The organism is Niastella sp. sgz303648 (assembly GCF_059587045.1).
In genome coordinates, this window is record NZ_JCAPSW010000013.1 from 76139 (window position 1) to 100344 (window position 24206).

At 40.9% G+C, this 24206-nt stretch carries 14 protein-coding genes; all 14 read left to right on the forward strand.

The genetic code is table 11. From position 1 onward, the window contains the following. Positions 1-123: 123 nt before the first annotated feature. The 14 genes from AC59IL_RS29290 to AC59IL_RS29355 all read left to right on the forward strand — a co-directional run bounded on the left by AC59IL_RS29290 (position 124) and on the right by AC59IL_RS29355 (position 24153). Complete coding sequence (locus AC59IL_RS29290; RefSeq protein ID WP_496555790.1) at positions 124-4227, forward strand: hybrid sensor histidine kinase/response regulator transcription factor; 4104 nt, start codon at positions 124-126, stop codon at positions 4225-4227. A gap of 138 nt (positions 4228-4365) precedes the next feature. Then, positions 4366-7221, forward strand: a complete 2856-nt coding sequence (locus tag AC59IL_RS29295) for a glycoside hydrolase family 31 protein (protein WP_496555791.1) — start codon at positions 4366-4368, stop codon at positions 7219-7221. Between the two features lie 78 nt (positions 7222-7299). Then, a complete protein-coding gene (locus AC59IL_RS29300; RefSeq protein WP_496555792.1) occupies positions 7300-9732 on the forward strand; it encodes a glycoside hydrolase family 2 TIM barrel-domain containing protein in 2433 nt (810 codons plus the stop codon). 48 nt (positions 9733-9780) lie between these two features. Continuing rightward, positions 9781-11004: a glycoside hydrolase family 5 protein gene (locus AC59IL_RS29305; protein ID WP_496555793.1), complete on the forward strand. Its 1224-nt coding sequence runs from the start codon at positions 9781-9783 to the stop codon at positions 11002-11004. A gap of 93 nt (positions 11005-11097) precedes the next feature. Continuing rightward, on the forward strand, positions 11098-12687 hold the full coding sequence (locus AC59IL_RS29310; protein WP_496555794.1) for a carboxylesterase/lipase family protein: 1590 nt from the start codon (positions 11098-11100) through the stop codon (positions 12685-12687). A gap of 186 nt (positions 12688-12873) precedes the next feature. Continuing rightward, entirely contained in the window at positions 12874-14010 is a 1137-nt protein-coding gene (locus AC59IL_RS29315) for an acyltransferase family protein (protein WP_496555795.1), read from the forward strand. 192 nt (positions 14011-14202) lie between these two features. Next, entirely contained in the window at positions 14203-15822 is a 1620-nt protein-coding gene (locus tag AC59IL_RS29320) for a family 43 glycosylhydrolase (RefSeq protein ID WP_496555796.1), read from the forward strand. A 309-nt stretch (positions 15823-16131) separates the two neighbouring features. Continuing rightward, entirely contained in the window at positions 16132-18564 is a 2433-nt protein-coding gene (locus AC59IL_RS29325) for a glycoside hydrolase family 2 TIM barrel-domain containing protein (protein ID WP_496555797.1), read from the forward strand. 79 nt (positions 18565-18643) lie between these two features. Beyond that, positions 18644-21040 (forward strand): ABC transporter permease, encoded by a 2397-nt coding sequence (locus AC59IL_RS29330; RefSeq protein ID WP_496555798.1) that lies wholly within the window; start codon positions 18644-18646, stop codon positions 21038-21040. 173 nt (positions 21041-21213) lie between these two features. Continuing rightward, the gene (locus AC59IL_RS29335) at positions 21214-21759 is read left to right on the forward strand and encodes a Crp/Fnr family transcriptional regulator (RefSeq protein ID WP_496555799.1); all 546 of its coding nucleotides are present in this window, start codon (positions 21214-21216) and stop codon (positions 21757-21759) included. Between the two features lie 558 nt (positions 21760-22317). Continuing rightward, a complete protein-coding gene (locus AC59IL_RS29340) occupies positions 22318-22686 on the forward strand; it encodes a DoxX family protein (protein WP_496555800.1) in 369 nt (122 codons plus the stop codon). Positions 22687-22735: 49 nt separating this feature from the next. Then, positions 22736-23269: a YceI family protein gene (locus AC59IL_RS29345; protein WP_496555801.1), complete on the forward strand. Its 534-nt coding sequence runs from the start codon at positions 22736-22738 to the stop codon at positions 23267-23269. 9 nt (positions 23270-23278) lie between these two features. Next, positions 23279-23668 (forward strand): hypothetical protein, encoded by a 390-nt coding sequence (locus AC59IL_RS29350; RefSeq protein WP_496555802.1) that lies wholly within the window; start codon positions 23279-23281, stop codon positions 23666-23668. Between the two features lie 47 nt (positions 23669-23715). Further along, the gene (locus tag AC59IL_RS29355) at positions 23716-24153 is read left to right on the forward strand and encodes a DUF6526 family protein (protein ID WP_496555803.1); all 438 of its coding nucleotides are present in this window, start codon (positions 23716-23718) and stop codon (positions 24151-24153) included. The last annotated feature ends 53 nt before the right edge of the window (positions 24154-24206 follow it).

Sequence of the window (24206 nt, forward strand, 5' to 3'; positions counted from 1 at the left end):
AATAACTGAATATAATATATTCTAATCCCGCTTCATTTGTTAACTTAACTGCCGATTTTGCTGAAATACGGACAGAGGCGCCGGGCTGCTATGGCAAAATCTTGCTAAGTTAAACTTGTTGTGATGCGTTTTCTTATTTCGATTGTTTTACTGTTACTATCGCTTGCTGTTTTTGCTCAAAGTGAATACTATAATTTTTCCAAACTCGATACGTATACCGGCCTTTCGCATAACCAGGTCAATACCATACTAAAAGATCCTGATGGCTTTTTATGGTTTGGTACTATGTCTGGTCTCAACCGCTATGATGGCTATTCCTGCAGGATATTTCGTAAAAACCACAATGACAGCACTTCCTTGCTGGATAATAATGTTCTGTCGCTATATGAATTGCCCGATGGAAAGATGTGGGTAGGGACAGTAGGAGGGGCCTGTATTTATAATCCGGATACGAAAAAATTTAATGCCGATTATTATACTTATTTACAAACGCTCGGCCTGCCTCCTGGTAACATTGCGAATATCGTACAGGGAAACAACGGCCGGTACTGGTTCCTGTACGATAACCTGGATCTGTATTTGTATTCAACTAATGACAAAAGCGTAAAACCATTCAGGCAGCAGTATGCATTCCCTTCTGAGAAAATAAATTCCGTTAATGAAACAAAAGACGGAAAATTATGGATGGTGTATCAAAACGGATTTTTGCAGGAATATGATATAGCATTGAATAAAATTATTTTCTCCAGCACTGCTTTTCAGAAAGTGAAGAAAGGGAACAATTCTAATACCCTTTTTATAGACAGCGATGGAGATCTCTGGCTGTGGTATTATGCTTCCGGGGTTTTTCTTTTTCATCCGCAGGATAATTCGATCAGGCAATTTGATAAAAATTCGTTGCCAACGAGATTGAACTCAGATGTAGTAAGTCAGATTATCCATGATAACAATGGTTTGATATGGGTAGGAACGGACCATGGAGGCGTTACGCTGATCGACAAAAGAAACAACTTCAGAACTACTTATTTAATGAATGATCTCAAGGAACCCAAAAGCCTTAGCCAAAACTCGATCACTTCGTTGTATAAAGATGATAACGGAATTGTATGGTTAGGAACTTACAAACAGGGAGTAAATTATTTAAACAGCAACATAACACAATTTCAGCATTATCATCACCAGGAATTAAATACAAAGAGCCTTCAATACGATGATGTAAACCGCTTTATTGAAGATAGGTCGGGCAATATCTGGATTGGCACCAATGGAGGTGGATTGATTTATTTCGATAGAAAAAATAATACTTTCAAACAATACCTGCACGATCCAAACAACAAAAACAGCCTGAGCAATAATGTTATTGTAAGCTTATGGATCGACCATGAAGATATTCTCTGGATCGGAACTTACTTAGGTGGCCTCGACAGATTCGATGGAAAGACGTTCACCCATTACAGGCATAATGATCGTGATTCTTTTAGTTTGGCAGATGACAATGTGTGGGAAATATTTGAAGACAGGGACCGGAATTTATGGATAGGTACTTTGGGCAGTGGATTGGAACTGCTGGATAGAAAGACAAACCGGTTTAAACATCACATGTATAGGGAACAGTCAGGCCCTTTAGTTTCCAGTTATATTTCGGGCCTGCTGCATGACAGGAAAGGTAATTTATGGATTGGTACATCCGGCGGGGTTGCCGTTGTTGAAAAGAATAAAGTCACTGCTGTTTATTATCAGGACACCAATAAAAAAAACAGTTTAAGCAACAATAATGTTATCTGTCTATTGGAAGATAGTCAGGGAAGGATTTGGATAGGGACCCGCGAAGGTTTGAATTTGTTTAATGAGCAGACTAAAGAATTTCAGACATTTACAACAGCAGATGGTCTTCCCGATAATATGATATTGAATATTCTCGAAGATAATCATCAAACATTCTGGATTTCCACGCCTAACGGATTATGTAATGCCATTCCGGAACAAGGCAAAAACGGGCTTGTTTTTTCTATCATTAATTATGATGAAACGAACAATCTGCAGAACCGTGAATTCAATGACAATGCAGCGCTCAAAACGCGAACAGGCGAATTGTTTTTTGGCGGGCCTTCCGGTTTCAATATCATAAATCCTGATAAAATCGGTAAGCCTGTTTATCATTCTAAAATTGTTTTCACCGGGTTGCAGATATTAAATAAAAATGTTGAGCCAGGCGAACTGATCAATAACCGGGTTTTACTGGCGCAATCTTTATCAAAGCTTTCCGGTATTGACCTGAAGTATACAGAAAACGTTTTCTCCATTGAGTTTGCCTCGCTTGATTTTACCCACAGCAATCGCGATAAGTATGCATATATGCTGGAAGGATTTAATTCAGACTGGTTGTATGCCGATGGTAGCCAGCGGAGAGCCACTTATACAAACCTTAATCCCGGCCCTTATACTTTTAAAGTAAAGGTTTTAAAAAGGGATGGCTTGTGGAGTGATGTAAAAACTTTGCAGATCAATATTCTGCCGCCGTTTTGGCGAACCCCCATTGCATATATCATTTACGTATTGGTCGCTGCCGCATTGTTATTGGTTATACGGCGCATTGCATTGGAAAGAATACATATGCGCTTTGAAGTGCAACAACAACGAAAGGAAGCAGAAAGGGCTCATGCACTGGAACAGTTGAAAACAAAATTCTTTACGAATGTAAGTCATGAATTTCGTACACCGTTAAGTTTGATCATAGCTCCATTAGACCGGATCATTAAACAATCTGCTGATGAAGACCAGAAAAATCAATTAAATCTTGTACAACGTAATGCCAAACGTTTATTGAGCCTGGTAAATCAACTGCTTGATTTCAGAAAAATGGAGGTACAGGAGATAAAACTGCATCCTTCAATTGGCGACATTATAGGGTTCAGCAGGGACATTAGTCACTCATTTATGGATATTGCGGAAAAGAAGACGATTCAGTTTTCATTCTCGGCTAATGTTGACAGTCTCGAAATTTATTTTGATAAGGATAAAATAGAAAAGATTTTGTTCAACCTGCTTTCCAACGCTTTTAAATATACCCATGATAAAGGAAAGGTCAGCATCCACCTTATTTATAACCCGCCGGTAAATAATGAAGGCGACGGTACGCTTGCCATAGAAGTAAAAGATACGGGCATTGGGATTCCTGCTGATAAACTTGAAAGGATATTTGAGCGGTTCTTTCAAACGGATGTTCCCGAAAGCATGGTGAACCAGGGAACAGGCATTGGCCTGGCCATCACAAAAGAGTTTGTAAAATTGCATAACGGGGTCATAACCGTAAAAAGCGAACCGGATAAGGGCTCTTGCTTCACTGTTTTTCTTCCTGCAAAAAAGGTCTATGACGCTTCAACCCGGTCCATAGCTAACCCCGACGCGGTAGAAAACGAGGAACCGATGCTGTTGGAAGATCGCAGAAAGAGTGATAAGAAGAAAACAATATTAGTAGTAGAAGATAATGAAGATCTGCGTTTTTATTTAAAAGACAATCTGAAAGGACAATACCATATTGAAGAAGCCACGAACGGAAAAGAAGGTTGGGAAAAAACAGTATTGCTGAATCCTGATCTTATAGTGAGCGACGTAATGATGCCTTTAATGGATGGCGTGGAGCTGGCCAGGAAAATTAAAACCGAAACCATTACTGCCCATATTCCTATTATATTGCTTACGGCCATGGGAAGTGAGGAAAAACAACTGGAGGGTTTAAGGGTAGGCGTGAACGATTACATCACCAAACCCTTCACTTTTGAAATACTGGCTTCCCGGATCAGGAATTTGTTGACGCAGCAAAAATTATTGCAGAAGCGATTTCAAAAACAAATTGAAGTTAATCCGCAAGAGGTAACCATAACGCCTGTTGACGAAAAGTTCCTGAAGCACGCTTTGGAAGTTGTTGAAAAAAATATGGATAACCCTGAGTTTTCGGTAGAAGATCTCAGTCGTGACATGCATATGGACCGTTCTACCCTGTATAGAAAAATTAATTCACTTACCGGTAAAACGCCCATAGAGTTTATTCGTTCAATTCGTTTGAAAAGGGCTGCTCAATTGTTGGAAAAAAGCGGCATGTCGGTGGCCGAAGTTGCCTATGAAGTGGGATTCAATAACCCAAAGAACTTCACTAAATTTTTTAAAGAAGAATTTAAGGTTACACCCTCGCAATATATTGTCAATAAAAAAGATAAAAGCGCTTAAGAGCCTCGGTATTGAACAACTATTATGAAAATCAGGTATTTGCACCATTTCAAGCCATAATCTGCAACATTCGGGTCCCCTGCTTTAAACAGCACAGCAATAGTTTTACAGCATTCAATGCACGATTGTATGCTTTATATGAAAAAACGACTGTTGCTGTTTATTTTGCTGTCCTCTTCATTTTTTAATACTTTATTGGCAGCTTCACCCGGATATATTACAACGCCCGATGGCGTAATCATTTTCACGGATTCTCTAATTACAGGTACTTCCAATGCAGTTAAGCTTGAGGTCATTGCAGACAATATAATAAGAGTTATTGTGGCTCCCGGAAAAGAAATGGTATCCACGCAAAGTTTGGTCACCATTTACAGGAAAAGGGCTGATCTTTCCTGGAACGTCATTCCTTCGAAAGAAAGTGTAACACTAAAAACCAAAAGCCTTACCGCTATTGTTGACCTGAAAACAGGAGCCGTCACCTTCCTGGATCGGGAAGGAAAAAAAATATTGGGTGAAAAAAAGCCGTTTGGAAGAAGTTTTCAACCCTCGGTATTTGAAGGAAAACGGTATTTCAGGCTCACTCAAACTTTTCAAACAACGCCTGACGATGCGTGGTACGGATTAGGCCAGCACCAGGATGGCGTATATAATTACAGGGGGCACCAGGTTAATCTTTTTCAAAACAATACAGAAGTTGCTATTCCTTTTTTGATCTCCTGCAAAAACTATGGTATACTCTGGGACAATTATTCGCTTACAACCGCCGGTGATACCAGGCCACTTCATCGCCTTTCTTCTTTGCAGCTTTTTTCAAAGAAAGGAGAAACAGGATGGCTTACGGCTTCCTATGCCAACGACAAATTAAATCCCACTGAGATAATTACTGAAAGAGCTGAAACAGGTATCGATATGGAATACATGGGCGATTCAAAGGTTCGGCTCCCCACCGTGTTTACACCTGCAACAGGCACAGTAACCTGGGAAGGCAGCCTTGCCAGTTATCTTTCAGGCCTTCATCAATTCCGGTTCACTTTCGGCGGTTCGCTGAAAGTTTGGCTGGATGGAAAATTGGTTTTGGATCATTGGCGAAAGTCATGGAACCCGGCGCCTGCATTGATCCCTTTCCATTTTAAAAAAGGAGAAAAAATACCTGTCAAAATTGAATGGACCCCTGAAGGCGGCGAATCCTATATTTCTTTAAAATGGCAGGAACCTTTGAGCGCTACAGAGCAAAACAGCTTTGGTTTTTCTTCGGAAGCGGGCCAGCAAATAGATTATTATTTCATCTATGGCAATAACATGGATGAAGTGATTTCAGGTTATCGCAACCTTACCGGCAAGGCGCCCATCGTTCCAAAATGGGCGTTGGGTTTTTGGCAAAGCCGCGAGCGATATAAAACGCAGGATGAAATATTGTCGACTGTTGATGAATTCCGGAAAAGAAAAATTCCTATTGACAATATTGTTTTGGATTGGAGCTACTGGCGGGAAGCCGAATGGGGCAGCCAGGATTTTGATGAAACCCGCTTTCCCCATCCCGATAGCATGATCGATGTGCTGCATAATAAGTATAACACGAAGATCATGATCTCGGTATGGCCAAAGTTTTATGAAGGCATTTCAACCTACAACGAATTTGATAAGAATGGCTGGTTGTATAAAAAGAACATTGCCGACGGGCAAAGAGACTGGATCGGCAAGGGATATGTTTCCACATTCTATGATGCCTTCAATGAAAATGCGCGTAAGGGTTTCTGGGACCTTATACACAAAAAAATATATACGAAAGGAATTGATGCATGGTGGATGGATGCCAGCGAGCCGGATATTCTTTCGAATGTTGACCCCGAAAAAAGAAAGCTTCAAATGACCCCAACTGCGTTAGGCAGTGCAGCCGAATACCTGAATGCATATCCTTTACAAAATGCAAAAGGTATTTATGAAGGGCAACGTTCAACCAATCCTGATAAAAGAGTATTTCTGCTCACACGTTCCGGCTTTGCGGGTTCGCAACGATATGCCGCTGCTATTTGGAGCGGGGATATTGGTTCTACCTGGCGTGATATGAAAGCGCAGATATCAGCGGGAATTAATTTTTCAATGTCAGGACTTCCTTACTGGACTATGGATATTGGAGGATTTGTAGTTCCGGAAAAATTTGAAAAACCAAATACCGAAAGCCTCGAAGAGTGGAGAGAGCTGATGACACGATGGTCGCAGTTTGGCGCTTTTGTTCCTTTATTCCGCTCGCATGGACAGTTTCCCTATCGTGAGGTTTTCAACACGGCTCCTGAAACACATCCTGCCTATCAAAGCTTTCTTTATTATGATAAACTGCGTTACCGGTTGATGCCTTACATCTATTCACTGGCAGGAGCAGCTTACCATGATGATTATACTATAATGCGTGGACTGGCGATGGATTTTGCATCGGATACTGCGGTATTGAACATCGGCGATCAGTATATGTTCGGTTCTTCTTTGCTCATAAATCCGGTATATGAATCCAAACAAACCAAACGTGAACTTTATTTGCCCAAATGTGCGGGCTGGTATGACCTTTATTCGGGAAAGTGGTATCCGGCAGGCCAGAAAATAAATGCTGCAGCTCCTTATGAACGCATACCTGTGTTTGTAAAAGCCGGTTCTATCGTTCCTTTCGGGCCCGAATTACAATACACTTCAGAAAAACCGACCGATACCATCACTCTTAATTTTTACGCCGGCGCAGATGCTGCTTTTGACCTGTACGAAGATGAAGGAACCAACTACAATTATGAAAAAGGCGCTTTCACCATCATTCCAATAAAATACAGCGAAGCAACTAAAACAATCACCGTTGGCGATCGAAAAGGATCGTTCCCTGGAATGCCGCAAAAAAGAACGTTTCGTATCAACCTCATCACACCTAATAAACCAAAGAGTCTCGATTTTGATGCCGGGTGCAACAAAGAAGTATCCTATGAAGGGAAAAAACTCTCGATAAAAATGTAATCAGGTTAAACGCACGGAAACACAGGAACGAAAATAAACTGATTCGATCGGCAATAATAACAAAATCAACAGCAGGCAATGAAATGGAATAAATGTCTTCTTTTTTTGATAGGATCTTTAATAATTATCACAAGCGCAACAGGGCAAATAAAACCGGCAAGAGCTTCATCATTTAATGAAGGATGGAAATTTTTTCCCGGCGATGCCGCAGCTTCTGATCCGGCATTTAATGATAATACATGGCGGCAATTAAATCTTCCTCACGACTGGAGTATCGAATTACCTTTCGACAGTACCAGCCCCACTGGTACAGGTGGTGGCGCTTTGCGCGGCGGCATCGGCTGGTACCGTAAAACATTTACGGTTCCGGCATCGGAAAAAGAAAAAATGATAGCCATAATATTCGACGGCATTTACCGTAACAGTGAGGTATGGATCAACGGGCATTATCTGGGCAAAAGACCGAATGGGTATATTTCTTTTCAATGTGATCTTACTCCCTATGTTAAATATGGCAAAGGGCCTAATGTAATAGCGATAAAAGTCGATAATTCGCAACAGCCAAACAGCCGCTGGTACAGCGGTTCAGGTATCTACCGGAATGTTTGGCTATCTATTACCGGCAAAACGCATGTTGCTCAATGGGGAACATACATTACCATGCCCGAAGTAACTGATAAAAAGGCGACAGCGAATCTCCGGGTAACAGTCAATGTACTTCCGGAAAAAAAACAAGCTGTTGTTGCTGCTACTACCATTTATAACAGCGCCGGCGTGGAAGTTGCAAAACTTTCTTCTTCGCTGCCGCAGATGCAGGATACAACCGTAACCGTTATACAAAAGTTTGTAATTAATAATCCTGTATTATGGTCGGTTGACCGGCCATACATGTATAAGGCGGTTACAAGCATCATCTCAAACGGGAAAACCTTAGATCAATACACGACTCCTTTTGGGGTGCGGTATTTTTCCTTCGACGCCGATAAAGGATTTTTCCTGAACGGCAAACACGTTAAGATAACCGGTGTATGCAATCACCATGATCTTGGTTGTTTGGGTACAGCGGTCAATACAAGGGCGCTTGAGCGTCAACTGCAGATATTAAAAGGCATGGGCATTAATGGTATCCGTACTTCCCACAATCCGCCGGCGCCTGAACTGCTGGACCTATGTGATAAAATGGGTTTTGTTGTAATGGACGAAGCATTCGATATGTGGAAGCGGGAAAAAAACAAATATGATTATCACCTGGATTTTGACGAATGGTACAAAAAAGATCTGGAAGACCAGGTTATACGGGATCGCAATCATCCATGCGTTTTTATATGGAGCGTGGGCAACGAAATCCAGGAACAATGGTCAAAAGACAATGATACAACCCCAGCCGCCATTCTCCTCGATCTTCACAACATTGTGAAAAGTTTGGATAACAGGCCTACCGTGACAGCTAATAATGAAACCAATCCCGTCAACAAATTGCTGCAGGCCAACGTTACTGACCTGATCGGATATAACTACAATCATCACAGGTGGAATGCTGATTCCGTACAAAGCGCCTGGGGGCGCAAACCTTTTATTGTAACCGAATCAGTTTCGGCCCTGCAAACGCGCGGCAGTTATGATATGCCTTCCGACAGCATCCGCCGCTGGCCTTTGCGCTGGGATATACCTGTTGAGAATGCCAATGCAGATCTTACCTGCTCAGCGTATGAAAATTGCTCAGCGCCATGGGGCGGTACGCATATAGAAACCCTTAAACATTTTTTAAAGAACGATAATGTTAGTGGCATGTATATCTGGACAGGCTTCGATTACATAGGTGAACCTACTCCATATCCATGGCCTGCCCGCAGTTCTTACTTTGGTATCGTTGATCTGGCGGGCTTCCCTAAAGACGCTTACTATTTATACCAAAGCGTATTTACCAGCAACAATGTACTGCACCTGTTTCCCCATTGGAACTGGAAACCCGGTCAAACCATCGACATGTGGGCTTACTACAACAACGCCGACGAGGTGGAACTCTTCATTAATGGAAAATCACAGGGAGTAAAAAGAAAAACAGGCGACGACCTGCATGTGATGTGGCGTGTAAAATATGAACCCGGCAACGTGAAAGCCGTTTCGAGAAAAAACGGCAAAGTGGTTATGAGCAAAGAAATAAAAACAGCAGGGACGCCGGCAAAAATTATTTTAACGGCCGACAGAAGTAATATTAAAGCCAATGGCGAGGACCTTTCTTTTGTAACCGTGAAAATTGTTGATAAGGACGGCAATCCTGTACCAGACGCCAATAATCTAATAAACTTTAAAATAAAGGGTGAAGGCTTCATTGCAGGAGTAGATAACGGTTACCAGGCCGACCTGTCATCATTCAAAACGGATAATAAAAAAGCGTTCAATGGGCTGGCGCTTGCAGTGGTGCAGTCGAAGAAGAAAGCAGGTCAGATTATTCTTACTGCCAGTGCAGAAGGATTGCAGCAGGCAACCATTGTTATAAACGCAAAATAAGATTATCAACTCTTGATTATAATTGTAAATCTTTAAAAATTTAATCAAATGAGACGCATTAATCTAACGCCATTGCTTGTTATTGCCATTTGCTCTTTACTCTCCTGCAATAGAGAGATAAACCGTTCGTCTGCGACCCAAATCAATGGAAAAAAAAGCGAGGGTGACGAAAACGCAAGAAGGGCTATCTATCCCAGCTATAATACCAATCCACTGCCACCTGACCCTACCGGTATGTCTGGCAATGCTGTTCAGCTTGCTTCAAAAATTAAACTGGGAATAAATATCGGAAATACACTTGAAGCGATTGGAGGTGAAACTGCATGGGGTAATCCGCAAATTACTAAGTCTTTTATCGATTTGATTAAACAAAGTGGATTTAATGCAGTACGTATTCCGTGTTCATGGGATCAATATGCCAATCGTACTACAGCAGAGATACAAGCCCAGTGGCTTGACCGCGTAAAACAAGTAGTGCAGTATTGTATTGATGATAGCCTGTATGCTATCCTTAACATCCATTGGGATGGCGGATGGCTTGACAATAATATTACAACCCAGGCGCAGGCTTCGGTAAATGCAAAACAAAAAGCATTTTGGGAGCAAATTGCTACCAAAATGCGTGACTTTGATGAACATCTTATGTTTGCCAGCGCCAATGAACCGCCCGTAGAAAATGCCACGCAGATGGATATTCTGCTTTCCTATCATCAAACCTTTGTTAATGCAGTGCGGTCAACCGGTGGACGCAATACATATCGTGTGTTAGTTGTTCAGGCGCCTTCCACAGATATTGATAAGGCTGCCACACTTATGAACACGCTTCCAACAGATCCTACTCCTAACCGCATGATGACTGAAGTACATTTCTATACGCCGTATCAGTTCTGTCTTATGCAACAGGATGCCACATGGGGCAATATGTTTTATTATTGGGGACAAAATTATCATTCTACCATAGAGCCTGCACGTAATGCAACATGGGGTGAGGAGGATTATGTTATTGCTGAATTTCAAAAAATGAAAACAAAATTTGCCGATAAAGGAATTCCGGTTGTTCTGGGTGAGTTTGGCGCTTACAGGCGCACAACTCCTTTGGATATGGATAAACATCAGGCATCAGTAGATCATTGGGCAATGTTTGTCACAAACCAGGCAATCGCTTATGGGCTCGAACCATTCTGGTGGGATACCGGCGGCCTCTTAAGCAGAAGCAGCAATACGGTATTGGATCAACGAACACTCAATGCGCTAATACAGGGTGCCCAATAATTATTTGAAAAACAAACACCCTGAAAATTGAATATCTTCCCGGAGGAGAGTTTGTTGGTGTCCTGGAGGTTCAAAAATGCTAAGATTATTAAAATGAACAAACACAAAAAAAAATCGAAAGAAGGGATATTTGCTCTTTTAGTAGCCATGACTTTCATGTTTATGGCTGGTTCCTATACCACCAGCCAACCCGGTAAGGTTAAGGTTGAAGGAGGATGGATACAGGGAACGGTTGAAAACGATTTAATTGTATTCAAAGGAATACCTTTTGCAGCGCCGCCTGTTGGTGAGTTACGTTGGCGGGCGCCGCAGCCCGTTAAAAAATGGGACAATGTAAAACAAACAACCAGATTTGCTCCCGCCCCAATGCAGGGGGCAAATCCTCCTTCAGGTAAAAGTGAAGATTGCCTCTATCTTAATGTTTGGACCCCGGCAAAATCAGCTAAAGAAAGGCTGCCGGTCCTTGTTTGGATTTATGGAGGTGGATTTAGTTTTGGATCAACTGCAGAGCCGTGGTATAACGGCGAAAAGCTGGCCAAAAAAGGTGTTGTATTCGTTAGCATTGCCTATCGGGTTGGGCAACTCGGATTTTTAGCCCACCCTGAATTGAGTGAGGAGAACCCGGGACATGTTTCAGGAAACTATGGTTTGCTCGACCAGGTTGCCGCACTTAAATGGATACAAAAGAATATTGTCGCATTTGGCGGAGACCCGAATAAGGTAACCATCTTCGGCGAATCGGCCGGGGGAATATCTGTAAGTATGTTGTGTGCTTCACCGTTAGCCAAAGGACTATTTCATGGCGCCATTTCGCAAAGCGGCGGATCTTTTGGCCCAACACGTTCAACAACATTTCCTGGTGAAAATATGAAAACCCTAAGGCAAGCTGAAATGGCGGGGCAGACTTATCTGCAAAAGGCCGGAGCTTCTTCCATTGCCGAATTAAGGAACATAGATGCAGACAAGCTTCCTTCAGGATGGGGAATAGGGAGTGCATGGCCAATTGTCGATGGATATGTGATCCCTGATGATCAGTACAAACTGTACGAAGCCGGGAATTACAATGATGTTCCTGTAATTATGGGTTACAATTCAGACGAAGGAGCAAGTTTTTCGCCGGGTAAGACCCCTGAAGAGTATGTTTCAGGAGCAAAAGCACGGTATGGCAAATTTGCTGATGCTTTGATAAATGCTTATCCTGTTGGTGAAAATTCAGTACCTAAAACTGCACGTGACCTGGCCCGTGATGCTGCATTTGGATGGCATACCTGGAGTTGGGCGCGGCTTCAATCTAAAATGGGAAAATCGAAAGTGTATTACTACTATTTCGATCAGCATCCCGATTATCCCGTAGATTCTCCTCAATATGGTTATGGGTCGCCCCATGCACAGGACGTTTCGTATGTTTTTCAACATATTGATCCATCAAATCCCCAAACAACAAAAAGCGACCTGGAGATTTCGGAAGCTATGGGTACCTACTGGACAAACTTTGCGAAAGTTGGTAATCCCAATGGTAAAGGAGTTCCTGAGTGGCCCGCTTTCTACAATGAGAAACCGGTGGTCATGTATTTTGGCCCAACGCCCCATACGGGGCCGGTTCCTGGTGAAGAATCACTTAAAGTATTGAATGAATATTTTATGTGGCGACGTACACCGGAAGGAGAGGCCTGGGCTAAATAATATTGCAAACTTTTAAGATGTAAACAGCATATATAATTGCATGGTGAGGAATATATGAATTGGGGCTTTCATTTTTTGCAACTTCTTATCCTGGGCATCAACCCATGCACAGGATAAATTAATTCAAAAGCCCAAACTGATTCCGAATGACCTGACAATGGTGTTTAAAATTTACCTTTAAAAAGTATGACATCAATAAGATATTACAAACCCGAGTTAGACCTGCTTCGCCTCTGTGCATTTCTATTTGTGTTCTTCACACATCGATTGGACCTTGCACCAATTAACCCGGCACAATATTATTGGGGACACCATATTAGTTTTGTTGGAGTTTTTGGAGTGCCGCTTTTCTTTTTTCTTAGTGCTTTTTTAATAACAGAATTGCTAACTAAGGAACAGGAACAATTCGGAAAAATTAGTGTAAAATCTTTTTACATAAGACGCATCCTTCGTATATGGCCATTGTATTTTACCTTCTTTTTCGGAATGGTATTAGTCACACAGTTTTCAGACAAATTCGGACATATTTCACCTGGAACACAACTTGCATTCAGTTTATTTTCCGGCAACTGGTATATTACTTTTAATGAATGGCTTTCGTCTTACCCTATTAATCCGCTTTGGAGCATTTCTGTTGAAGAACAACTTTATATTTTACTTCCATTAGTTGTATTTTATGCAGGCAAAAAAGGGCTAAAGATTTTTTCATTACTTGCACTTCTGATAGCTTACGCAACTATTATTTACTATGCCCAAAAACCCACAAAAGGATTTAGCGGCGAATGGACAAATAGCTTTGTGCAATTCCAATTTTTTGCAGTGGGAATTCTTCTCTCCGTTTATTTAAAGGGCCGGCAACCAAAATGGCAGGTAGTTCCCCGAATTGTAATATTTATTGCAGGCCTGGTATGTTGGTTGTTAGCCTCAATGGTCTGTGAAATTTATGCAGATGCTCCACACCTTTCAACTATTTCACAAGCTATTTGTGGCTGGCTTTTGATACTTACAGGAGTTGTACTGTTTTTTCTGTCGTTGTACGGAGCTTCGTCAAAATATATGCCCTCTGCGTTGCTGTACCTCGGTCGCATATCTTATGGAATGTATGTATTTCATATCACAATGTTTTGGTTGGTTTATATAATATTTAAGGAAGAACTGGCATCTTTTAGTACGACGATTGGCTTGTATGAATGGAGAAATAATGTCGGCTTTATTATCGCCTTCCTTGCTACGGTAATTATATCGTTATTGTCGTATAGATTTTTTGAAAAACCATTTCTGCAGTTGAAAAGGAGATTTACATTAATTCCTTCAAGAGATTAGCACAAGGATATTTCGCAGGACATTATCTTTCTGCAGTTAAAGAAAAAATTGCTTGCCACAACTGTAAATATATCGTTTAAGTAAAATGATTGATTTCGTATGAATCGAATGTTTAGAACATTACTGCTATTGTTTGTCTGTGTTGTTTGTTCTTTTGTAGCATATACGCAGCAAGGAACAATTTGCAATCCTATGAATCTGAGTTACAGGTTTTGTCTGGATACTCCTTCAAGACGTGAGGCTGCCGACCCAACAATGGTTGCTTATAAAGGCGAGTACTATCTGTTTGCTTCAAAGTCCGGTGGCTATTTTCATTCGACTGATTTAATGAATTGGGACTTGATAACCACAAACGACTTGCCACTTGAAGATTATGCTCCTGCTGCTGTAGTGATAAACGATACTTTATATTTCATGGCTTCACATGGTGCGCCGCTGACTATTTATAAAACGGCAGATCCAAAGTCAGGAAAATGGCAAATTGCAAACGCTTCTTTTCCGATAGGAATGACTGACCCCGAATTATTTATTGATGATGATGGCCGCTTATTCTTTTATTACGGTTGCTCCAACAGCAATCCCATTTATGGTGTTGAACTCGATACAAAGACGTTGAATCCCATCGGAAAACCTGTTTCACTTTTCAATAGCAACAAAGAAATTTTTGGTTGGGAACGGAAAGGCGACTACAATAATGAGGGGGAAAATCCGTGGATAGAAGGTTCGTGGATGACGAAACACAACGGCAGATATTACCTGCAGTACTCAGGCCCGGGCACAGAGTATAAAAGCTACTGCGACGGCGTATATGTTTCGGATAAGCCGCTTGGTCCCTTTACGTTAGCCAATCACAATCCTGCTTCGTATAAACCGGAAGGATTTATAGCAGGTGCCGGGCATAGCAGCACTTTTCAGGATAAATATGGCAATTACTGGCATATATCCACAATGACCATCTCCGTAAAACACATGTTTGAGCGTCGTCTTGGATTGTTTCCCACTTTTTTTGATAAGGATGGTGAAATGCATGTTTACACAGGATTTGGTGATTTTCCATGTAAGGTTCCAACAAAAAAAATTGCAGGTCCCGATGAATTGTTTCCAAAGTGGATGTTGCTTTCTTATAACAAACCAGTGCAGGTATCTTCTGAGTTGGCTGATCATCCAAAAAGTTATGCAACGGATGAAGAGATAAGAACCTTCTGGAGTGCGCAAACCGGCAACAAAGGTGAATGGATTACCATAGATCTGCAGAAAGAAAGTATCATAAACGCTGTTCAAATAAACTATGCTGAAAACGAAACAAAATTGTTGGGACGCAGTTCTGAAATCTATTATCAATACTTGCTTGAGTATTCCGCCGACAACAGGAATTGGAAATCTTTATCAAACAAAACGCAGAACAAAACAGATGTGCCCCATGATTACATCGAATTGAAAAAATCAGTTAAGGCCCGGTATGTACGATTGACAAATTATCGTGTACCCGATGGCACGTTTGCTCTTGCTGGTTTACGAATTTTTGGTAATGCCGGCGGAAAGCTTCCATCAGTTGTAGAGAATTTACATGCAGTACGTTCAGAAAATGATCATGCTGTAGCAAAATTAAATTGGATAAAATCTTCCGGTGCAATTGGCTATAACGTGCGATACGGCGTTGCAAAGGATAAGTTGTATCATACTTACCAGGTGCTTGGAGCGGAATCTTTGACAATAGGAAGTTTAAACAGCCTTCAAAAATATTATTTCACTATAGATGCGTTCAATGAAAGTGGCGTTGCAAAAGGCAAAAATGTAATAGAAGTTAATTGATAAACTAAGCAAAATATAATTGTTTGTAGAAAAATCAGGCTTTAGATAACAGAAAAACAGGTAGTCAGTTATGGCCCGGCCGGCAGTATTAAAGCTTTCGGCGGGCCTTTTTTTGCGCAGTTGAAAATTTCGCCGATCAATTTTATGCAATCGTTTTGGCAATATCGGTTGTGTTCGTAATTGCAGTATTCATTGCCGGTATAATTTTCCTGCATCATTTCAGACCGCAATTTGCATCATTTGAGTCCCCTGTTTTCATCAGAACAGAAATAGATTTACAGCAATAGTTTAGACCAAAGATTGCTGTATATGAAAAGATACCTGCTACTGCTTAGCTACTTTTGTGCTTTTGCTTTTAATGACTTATTCGCAGCACCTCTATCATACAGTCAAACTAAGAACGGCATTATTGAGCGAAAGCAGTTATTTGATGCTGGTTGGAAATTCTTTTTGGGAGATACCGCTGCTGCCGGCTCAAAGGATTTCAATGATGAGCGTTGGCAAAAGCTCGATTTGCCGCATGACTGGAGCATTGAAGGAAAAATAAATCCTAAAAATCCAACAGGAAATGCAGGCGGATACTTTCCTGCAGGGATAGGCTGGTACAGGAAAAGCTTCAAAGTTCCCTCCGGGTGGAAGGACAGGAACGTCTCTGTATATTTCGAAGGCGTTTACATGAACTCCGAAGTTTTTATCAATGGAAAATCCCTTGGGATTTATCCTTATGGCTATTCCTCGTTTAGTTATAATCTTTCGCCTTATTTGGAGTTTGGTAAAGAAAATGTGATAGCAGTAAGGGTAAACAATTCCCAACAGGTAAACTGCCGGTGGTATAGCGGTTCCGGTATCTATCGCCATGTTTGGATGATGGTTACCGATCCGGTGCATGTGGCACATTGGGGTGTTGCAATTACAACTCCCGGCATTACTTCAAAAAAGGCAACAGTTCAGGTAAAAACACTGGTGATAAACGAAATGTCTTCAACCCAAAGTATTGTGCTTAAAACACTTCTTTGGGATAAAAATTCTAAAAGTGCGGGTAGTAATCAGGTTAAGATAGAACTTCCTGCCAACAGCGAAAAGGAGATCACACAAACTATACCTGTAGCAAACCCTTTACTTTGGTCACCGGAATCTCCCGATTTATATCTGGCTCAGGTTCAGATAATAAAAGACTGGCAGGTAGTTGACGACACTAAAACCGGTTTTGGTATCCGTTCCATAAAATTTACTGTTGAAAAAGGGTTTCAGCTTAATGGCAAAACAATAAAAATAAACGGTGGCTGTGCGCATCATGATAATGGTTGTTTGGGCGCTGCTGCTTTTGACCGTGCCGAGGAACGGAAAATTGAGTTGCTGAAAGCTGCCGGCTTCAATGCTGTAAGAACTTCTCACAATCCGCCTTCCGAGGCATTTCTGAACGCCTGCGACAAATTAGGTTTGCTGGTAATGGATGAGGTATTTGATGGCTGGAAAGCAGGGAAAAACAAATACGATTATGCGATATATTTTGACCAATGGTGGAAACGCGATTTGGGAGCAATGGTTTTACGCGACCGGAATCATCCTTCTATTATTATGTGGAGTATAGGTAATGAAATAGTAGAGAGGAGTGATCCTGAAGCTGTAGAAACCGCCAAAATGCTTGCAAATACTATTAAGAAAACAGATACTACCCGTTTGGTTACTTCAGCCATTGTAGATAATGGTAAGGAATGGTCAACCTTTGATAAACTTATGGCGGCACATGATGTTGCTGGTTATAATTATCACTTGTATAGTGCGCCTGCTGACCATGAAAGGGTACCTTCCCGTATTATTGTTCAAACTGAGTCGTATCCGCGCGATGCTTTTGCTAACTGGAAGCTGCTACAAAATAATAGTTATATCATTGGAGATTTTGTTTGGACAGCCATAGATTATTTGGGCGAATCCGGGATAGGCCGTTGGTATTATTCGGGTGAAGTACCCGGGCAACACTGGGAGCATGATTTTTTCCCCTGGCATGGAGCATACTGTGGCGATATTGATTTGATTGGCTGCAGAAAGCCGATATCACATTACAGAAGCCTGCTGTATAATAATAAGGAGAAGCTCTACATGGCTGTTCGCGAACCTGAACAGGAACCCCTCGAAATTAAAGAAACATGGTGGTCGGTTTGGCCGACCTGGGAAAGTTGGACGTGGCCGGGATTTGAAGGGAAGACTATTCAGGTAGAAGTTTATTCAACCTATCCCAAAGTCAGACTTTACCTGAATAACAACCTTATGGGCGAAATGGCAACCACCCATGAACAGGAGTATAAAGCAACATTTACCGTGACCTATTCACCGGGTGTGTTAAAAGCTGTTGCTGTTGAAAATGATAAAGAAATTGAATCAACCTTTCTGCAAACTTCCGGCGATGGTGCAAAAATAAAATTAACTGCTGACCGAAAGGAAATAGTAGCCAATGGGCAAGACCTGTGTTATGTTTCAATAGAGATAACAGACAAGGACGGTGTATTTCAACCGGGTGCTGCAAACCGCTTGCATTTTAACATTGAAGGGCCTGGTGTGATTGCAGGCATTGATAATGCCGATTTGAAAGACTATGATCCGTATGCAGGCAATACGCGCAAGGCATGGCACGGACGTGCATTGGTCGTAATTAGAAGTTCACACAGCATTGGCGATATTAAACTTACGGTTACTTCACCGGGGTTACCTGAGGCTGCTTTAAATATCAAAACTTACCACTAATTAATACTTGAATATTCAGGCATTTTCGCTGATAGTCAATAATGATAAAAGTTGGCACTTTTTTATTTAAGAAACAAACATGTTACGTATTCATTTTTTTACTGCCATAAGAACCCTGCTGAAGAACAGAGCGGTTACCTTAATCAACGTTTTAGGACTTGCCATCAGTTTAACGGCTTTCCTATTCATCATTCACTATTATCTTTACGAAAACTCTTATGACGCTTTCTTCAATGGAAGTGAGCAAATATTCAGGGTAAATCTTACTCTCGATAAAAATGGGCAGCAAATCTTTAAAGGAGCACAAACACCCCGGGCTTTATATTTTTTTGCTAAGGACCAGATTCCGGAAGTAGAAGCAAATACGATCACCTATTTTGAATCTTGTCTTATAAAATGCAATAACAAATCATTTAATGCCCAGCCTGTTCTTTGGGTTGATGAAGGCTTCGATAAGGTATTTTCTCTTCAATTTGAAAATGGTAAAGCAGATTTTTCCCGGCCACTGACCGCAATTATATCTTCGCTTAAAGCAAAGAGCCTTTTTGGAAAAGAAAATGCTATTGGTAAGATCATTAAGGTAAATGAAGGCATGCCCGTTGAAGTAACAGGTGTATATGCAGATCTCCCTGCGAATACCCATCTGAAAGCAGATTATTTTATCTCGATGAAAACCTTTGTTCATTATGGGTGGATTGGTGCAACAGGCGATTGGGCAGGTAATAACTGGTGGAACTATCTTCGTTTAAAACCAGGCAGTTCAATGAAGGCTGTTGAACAAAAATTAGATGCAATAGGAGCCTATAAATATTTTTTGAACGAGAGAGACGAAACAGCCCGTCTCAGTTTGCAATCGTTGAAAGATGTTCATTACCTGAGTGGTCTTACAGGTGAGTTTGGCGCAGTAACAAACAAAAAATCGTTATATAATCTATTGGTTATTGGAATATTTATTGTAGTCATTGCCTGGATTAACTTCGTAAATCTTTCAACGGCCCGTGCGGAAAAAAAGAGTTTTGAATTGGGTATAAAAAAAATATTGGGGGCTACCAAATGGCATTTATGGCTGCAATCTTTTTTTGAATGCCTGCTGATAAATGCAATAGCATTTACTATTGCTTTTTTTATCTACAGCGTATTATTAGATCCATTTGCGGAACTATTTAGTTTGCCTTTGTCGGATGCATTTGTTCCGCAAACTCAATTAGTTTGGTTATTAGTAATTGTTTTTATTTCGGGAGTACTTTTTTCAAGCTTATCGGGAACATTTAATATAGTCAGATCAGGATCATGGAACTTAAAGGACCAAACAAGAGCCAAAACCGGATTTAAAAAAGGGCTGGTGATAGTTCAGTTGGTGATTTCAATTGTTTTTATAAGTGGCACTGTACTGGTATTTAAACAAATGAGGTTTATGCAAATGCATGACCTGGGAATGAAGATTGATCATGTTATAACAGTAGATGCTCCCGTTTCATTAAATATTTCACCTTTAAAGCGTGAAAAATACAATGTATTTCGCAGAGAACTTGCCGCTTACCCACAATTTGTAGCCGGTACTGCCACAATGAACATTCCTGGTGAGGAACCCAGGTGGCGGGATATAGAATACCTTGCATCGGGAAATAGCTCGCAAACAGGGAGCCGGGTTTGTGAAAACAATGCTGATGAGGGATTCATTAAAACATATTCTTTACGATTGGTAGCAGGCCGAACTTTTAATACAATCCCCGATCAAAACAACAACAAAGTATTGATCAATGAGCAGGCTGCAAAAAGTTTTGGGTTTAATCAGGTACAGGATGCTGTAGGAAAATACCTTTATAAAAAAGGAGAAACCAGCCGAAAGGAAATTATTGGTGTGATAGGGGATTTTCATAATGAAAGCTTACAAAAGCCAATATATCCAATGGTATGGAATAACGATCATCCTTATGAATTCGGACATTATTCCTTTCTGGTGCATGAAGGCGATCCGGGAAATGCATTAAGAATATTAAAAACTGTATGGAATAAACATTATCCTCAGGACCCTTTTCATTATTTTTTTGCCGATGCTTTATTTGATAGTCAATATACTTCTGAACTAAGGTTTGGACGATTTTATATGCTGCTGGCCGTTCTTTCTATTTCCATTTCATGCCTGGGATTATACGGGCTGCTATTATTTTATCTTGTTCAGAAAAGCAAGGAAATTGCGATACGAAAAATAAGTGGTGCATATGTTTTCCAACTGGTTCTGTTTATTAATAGAGGCTTCATTAAATGGAATATAATAGCATTTTTTATTGCATGTCCTCTTGTATACCTGATCTCATATCGCTGGTTGCAAAATTTTGCCTATAAAACAACAATAAGCTGGTGGGTATTTATGCTGGCAGGCAGCGCTACTTTTATTATAACATTTTTAACTGTTAGCTGGCAGGCTTACAGGGCAGCTAACCAGAAAATGACGGCGGCGATCAGACAGAAATGAACACTGCCTGTTGGCTTTGCGGCGAGCGCTTTTTATTGTTTTACCCTTCCGGTAAGCACTACTGTGGGGGTTACAAACTTAATTTACAGGACCAGAAGTTAAGTACACGGAATAAAACCAATTGGTATATTTGCCTTATGCATGAGGCATTGCACCAATATATATTGAGTAAAGTGTCGATAACCGAAGAGGAATTCGAACGGGTACGTAACACTTTTTCGCCTAAAAAGCTACGCAAAAAGCAATTTTTCCTTCAGGAAGGGGAGGTACCCCGAAGCGGCGCTTTTGTTGTAAAAGGTTGCCTGCGGCTTTACCGGGTGGATGAAATGGGATATGAACATGTCATGCAGTTTGCAATCGAAAATTGGTGGATTGGCGATAGGGAAAACGCTGTCACTCAAAAACCATCCATTTATAATATTGATGCCATTGAAGACTCGGAGTTGCTGGTGTTTACTGCTGACCCAATGAAGAATTTGATTGAGGATTTGCCTGCTATCCACAAATTGATTCAAATAATCAAGGAGAATAACTTTATTGCGAATCAACGCAGAATTAATGCGGCCATCAGTTATACAGCGGAACAAAAATACAGGGAGTTTCTTCAATTCTATCCTGAGCTTGTTCAACGTGTACCCCAACAAATGCTGGCTTCTTACCTGGGTATCACCCGTGAAACCCTTAGCCGCATTCGCAAACAGGTTGCTATTTCTAAATAACGCTCTCGCCTATATCGACCCATATACAAAGGAAGATCCTGCAGTCAGAGCTGTGACATAGATCACAAGTTTATTTATTTTATATCACAGGTAAATTACCCTGTCCATTGGAACTTTGTAACATACAAAAAAACAATGACTACAGGCGTAAGCATATGGGTTTCCATTCGGCTGAAACAGAACGGGTTTAAACGGATGAAACTTCTGATGTCTTCTGTTTTTGGAGGCACTGAAATATATAGCATTCCGGGTCTATCGGTCTTCCAGATAGGAGAGGATAGTATTGTTCAATTATATGGTCCGGGGGCTGTATACCCACCATACCTTTTCAGCGAAGGAGATACTGTTTTGGGGGTCAAGGTAAAAAATATTCAATCCTGTATCGGCGGATTGGAAAACTGCGGGGCTGAATTACTCAGTGATGTGTATACAGCCGGGGATTGTTTGTCATTCCTTTATTTCAAACTACCCGATGGAAAAATTTTCGCGCTATATGAGCAAAAACGCAAATAACAATACTGTAAATAATTTCTATTATAGGTTAAAATGAACACAGTTATGTTGGTAAAAGTAAAGAAAATCAGGTCGGCGGTTTTGTTGTGGCTGCCTGGCATTATTATGGCCTTAAGCGCGATTGCCAAATTGATGGGAAACAAAACGATTGTAGCTAACCTAACCAGAGTTGGGTTCCTGCCCCGGTTTCCCCTGCCGGCGCTTGCTGCGCTGGATTTATTATGCGTAGCCTTGTTACTGACTCCTAAAACATTCCGTTTAGGCTTGCTTATGGTAACAGCATACCTGGGTGGCGCCTTGTCTATAGAAATATCCGAGGGTGTTCCTCCTGTTGCAGGTGTTTTGATGCTACTCATCTGGATAGCGGCTTACTTAAAAGATAAATCAATTTTCGGGCTTTCTTCCGCCGTTTAAACTTTCCTCGTTTTGAAAAATAATAATCAAAGCAAAAACAAATATGAATATGAAAAGAATCATTTACCCCGTTACAGCGTTATTAGTACTTGGACTATCTGCATTTGCTTTTGTTACTTCTACTGTATGGAAAGTGAATGAAAAAACTTATGAAGTGAATTTTTCGGGTAAAGGGGCTAACGGCTCCTTTAAGGGGTTGAAAGCTGATATTCAGTTCAACGAAGCAGAACCGGGAAAGGCAAAAATCTCTGCAACCATAGATGCCGCCACTGTAAGCACCGGTTTGGGCATGAAAAACAGGCATGCCCGGTCGGGAGAAGCCTTAGATACTGACAAATACCCAACCATCGCATTCACTACAACCTCCGTGGCAAAAAAAGATAATGCCTACGAAGCAACCGGCAACCTTACTTTAAAAGGGATCACAAAAAGTATAATTCTTCCCTTCAGCTTTGAAAATAAAGGCAACGGCCAGGGTATTTTCAGGGGTAGCTTTACCATCGCTCCCAAAGATTATAACCTTACCAGAGGTGGCGTGCCGGATGAGTTAAAGATTGATTTAATTGTTCCCGTAACCCAATAATGGCTTGCAATGAAGAAAACGATTATTCATGGTCTGATTTCGGGCGGGGCTTCTTCTGTTGCTGCAATCATTTATGATAAAGTGTATAGTTATTTATTGGCTGTTGATTTTTCGAAGATTGTTAATGTTGCGGCACTTATAAGTGTGAATGTTTTTGCAGCAATGGTTGCCTCACTTGCGTATTTGTTTTTTTCAAAGAAGTCGAAATCCCCTGATGTATGGTTTAATATATCCTTCTCGTTCCTCACATTTGCCAGTTTTCTGATACCTTTTTTTAAAAGGTTGCCACTCGATCTTGAATCACCGGAATTATTTATCGGCCTGGTTATTCCCATGCATTTATTTCCACTCGTTTTCTGGTTGGTAAGCAAGCCGGGGATGATCAAAGTATCCGGGTAACCTCACATCGCAGGGAGTGGATGGGCATATAAACAACACACTTATTTATGAGTAAAAAAAATGGACAAAACTTCTCAAACCACGTTCGTTTAGTGCCCTTATTTCATTTCTTTACCTTTTCACTGTTAATAATATTGTTCATCGGAGCAATATATAACTTGTGTACAGGTAAACAGGAAAGCTTATTGATTAATTCTATGTTCCTGTTTTTAGTATTGGTTGTTTTGAGTGTTGCCTATCACAGCAGGGCGTTTGCATTAAAAGCACAAGACAGAGCAATAAGAGCGGAGGAAAATTTACGATTCTACATTTTGACAGGAAAACGCCTTAACCAAAGTATTACAATTTACCAGTTGTTTGCTCTTCGTTTTGCAGAAGATAGTGAATTTGTTGAATTGGTCGAAATGACAATTAAGGAAAACTTAACACCAATTGAAATTAAAAAAAGAATAAAGAATTGGCGGCCAGACTATCACAGAGCTTAGAATAAAAAGCCTTCAAGTCGTTGGATTTGAAGGCTTTTTTGTTCGAAGTATTT

What these genes read in the sequence shown, in the direction of transcription:
- AC59IL_RS29295 (WP_496555791.1), top strand. Translation starts at nt 4,366, where the DNA reads ATGAAAAAACGACTGTTGCTGTTTATTTTGCTGTCCTCTTCATTTTTT.
- AC59IL_RS29310 (WP_496555794.1), top strand. Translation starts at nt 11,098, where the DNA reads ATGAACAAACACAAAAAAAAATCGAAAGAAGGGATATTTGCTCTTTTA.
- AC59IL_RS29325 (WP_496555797.1), top strand. Translation starts at nt 16,132, where the DNA reads ATGAAAAGATACCTGCTACTGCTTAGCTACTTTTGTGCTTTTGCTTTT.
- AC59IL_RS29340 (WP_496555800.1), top strand. Translation starts at nt 22,318, where the DNA reads ATGTTGGTAAAAGTAAAGAAAATCAGGTCGGCGGTTTTGTTGTGGCTG.
- AC59IL_RS29300 (WP_496555792.1), top strand. Translation starts at nt 7,300, where the DNA reads ATGAAATGGAATAAATGTCTTCTTTTTTTGATAGGATCTTTAATAATT.
- AC59IL_RS29320 (WP_496555796.1), top strand. Translation starts at nt 14,203, where the DNA reads ATGAATCTGAGTTACAGGTTTTGTCTGGATACTCCTTCAAGACGTGAG.
- AC59IL_RS29345 (WP_496555801.1), top strand. Translation starts at nt 22,736, where the DNA reads ATGAAAAGAATCATTTACCCCGTTACAGCGTTATTAGTACTTGGACTA.
- AC59IL_RS29350 (WP_496555802.1), top strand. Translation starts at nt 23,279, where the DNA reads ATGAAGAAAACGATTATTCATGGTCTGATTTCGGGCGGGGCTTCTTCT.
- AC59IL_RS29305 (WP_496555793.1), top strand. Translation starts at nt 9,781, where the DNA reads ATGAGACGCATTAATCTAACGCCATTGCTTGTTATTGCCATTTGCTCT.
- AC59IL_RS29290 (WP_496555790.1), top strand. Translation starts at nt 124, where the DNA reads ATGCGTTTTCTTATTTCGATTGTTTTACTGTTACTATCGCTTGCTGTT.
- AC59IL_RS29355 (WP_496555803.1), top strand. Translation starts at nt 23,716, where the DNA reads ATGAGTAAAAAAAATGGACAAAACTTCTCAAACCACGTTCGTTTAGTG.
- AC59IL_RS29315 (WP_496555795.1), top strand. Translation starts at nt 12,874, where the DNA reads ATGACATCAATAAGATATTACAAACCCGAGTTAGACCTGCTTCGCCTC.
- AC59IL_RS29330 (WP_496555798.1), top strand. Translation starts at nt 18,644, where the DNA reads ATGTTACGTATTCATTTTTTTACTGCCATAAGAACCCTGCTGAAGAAC.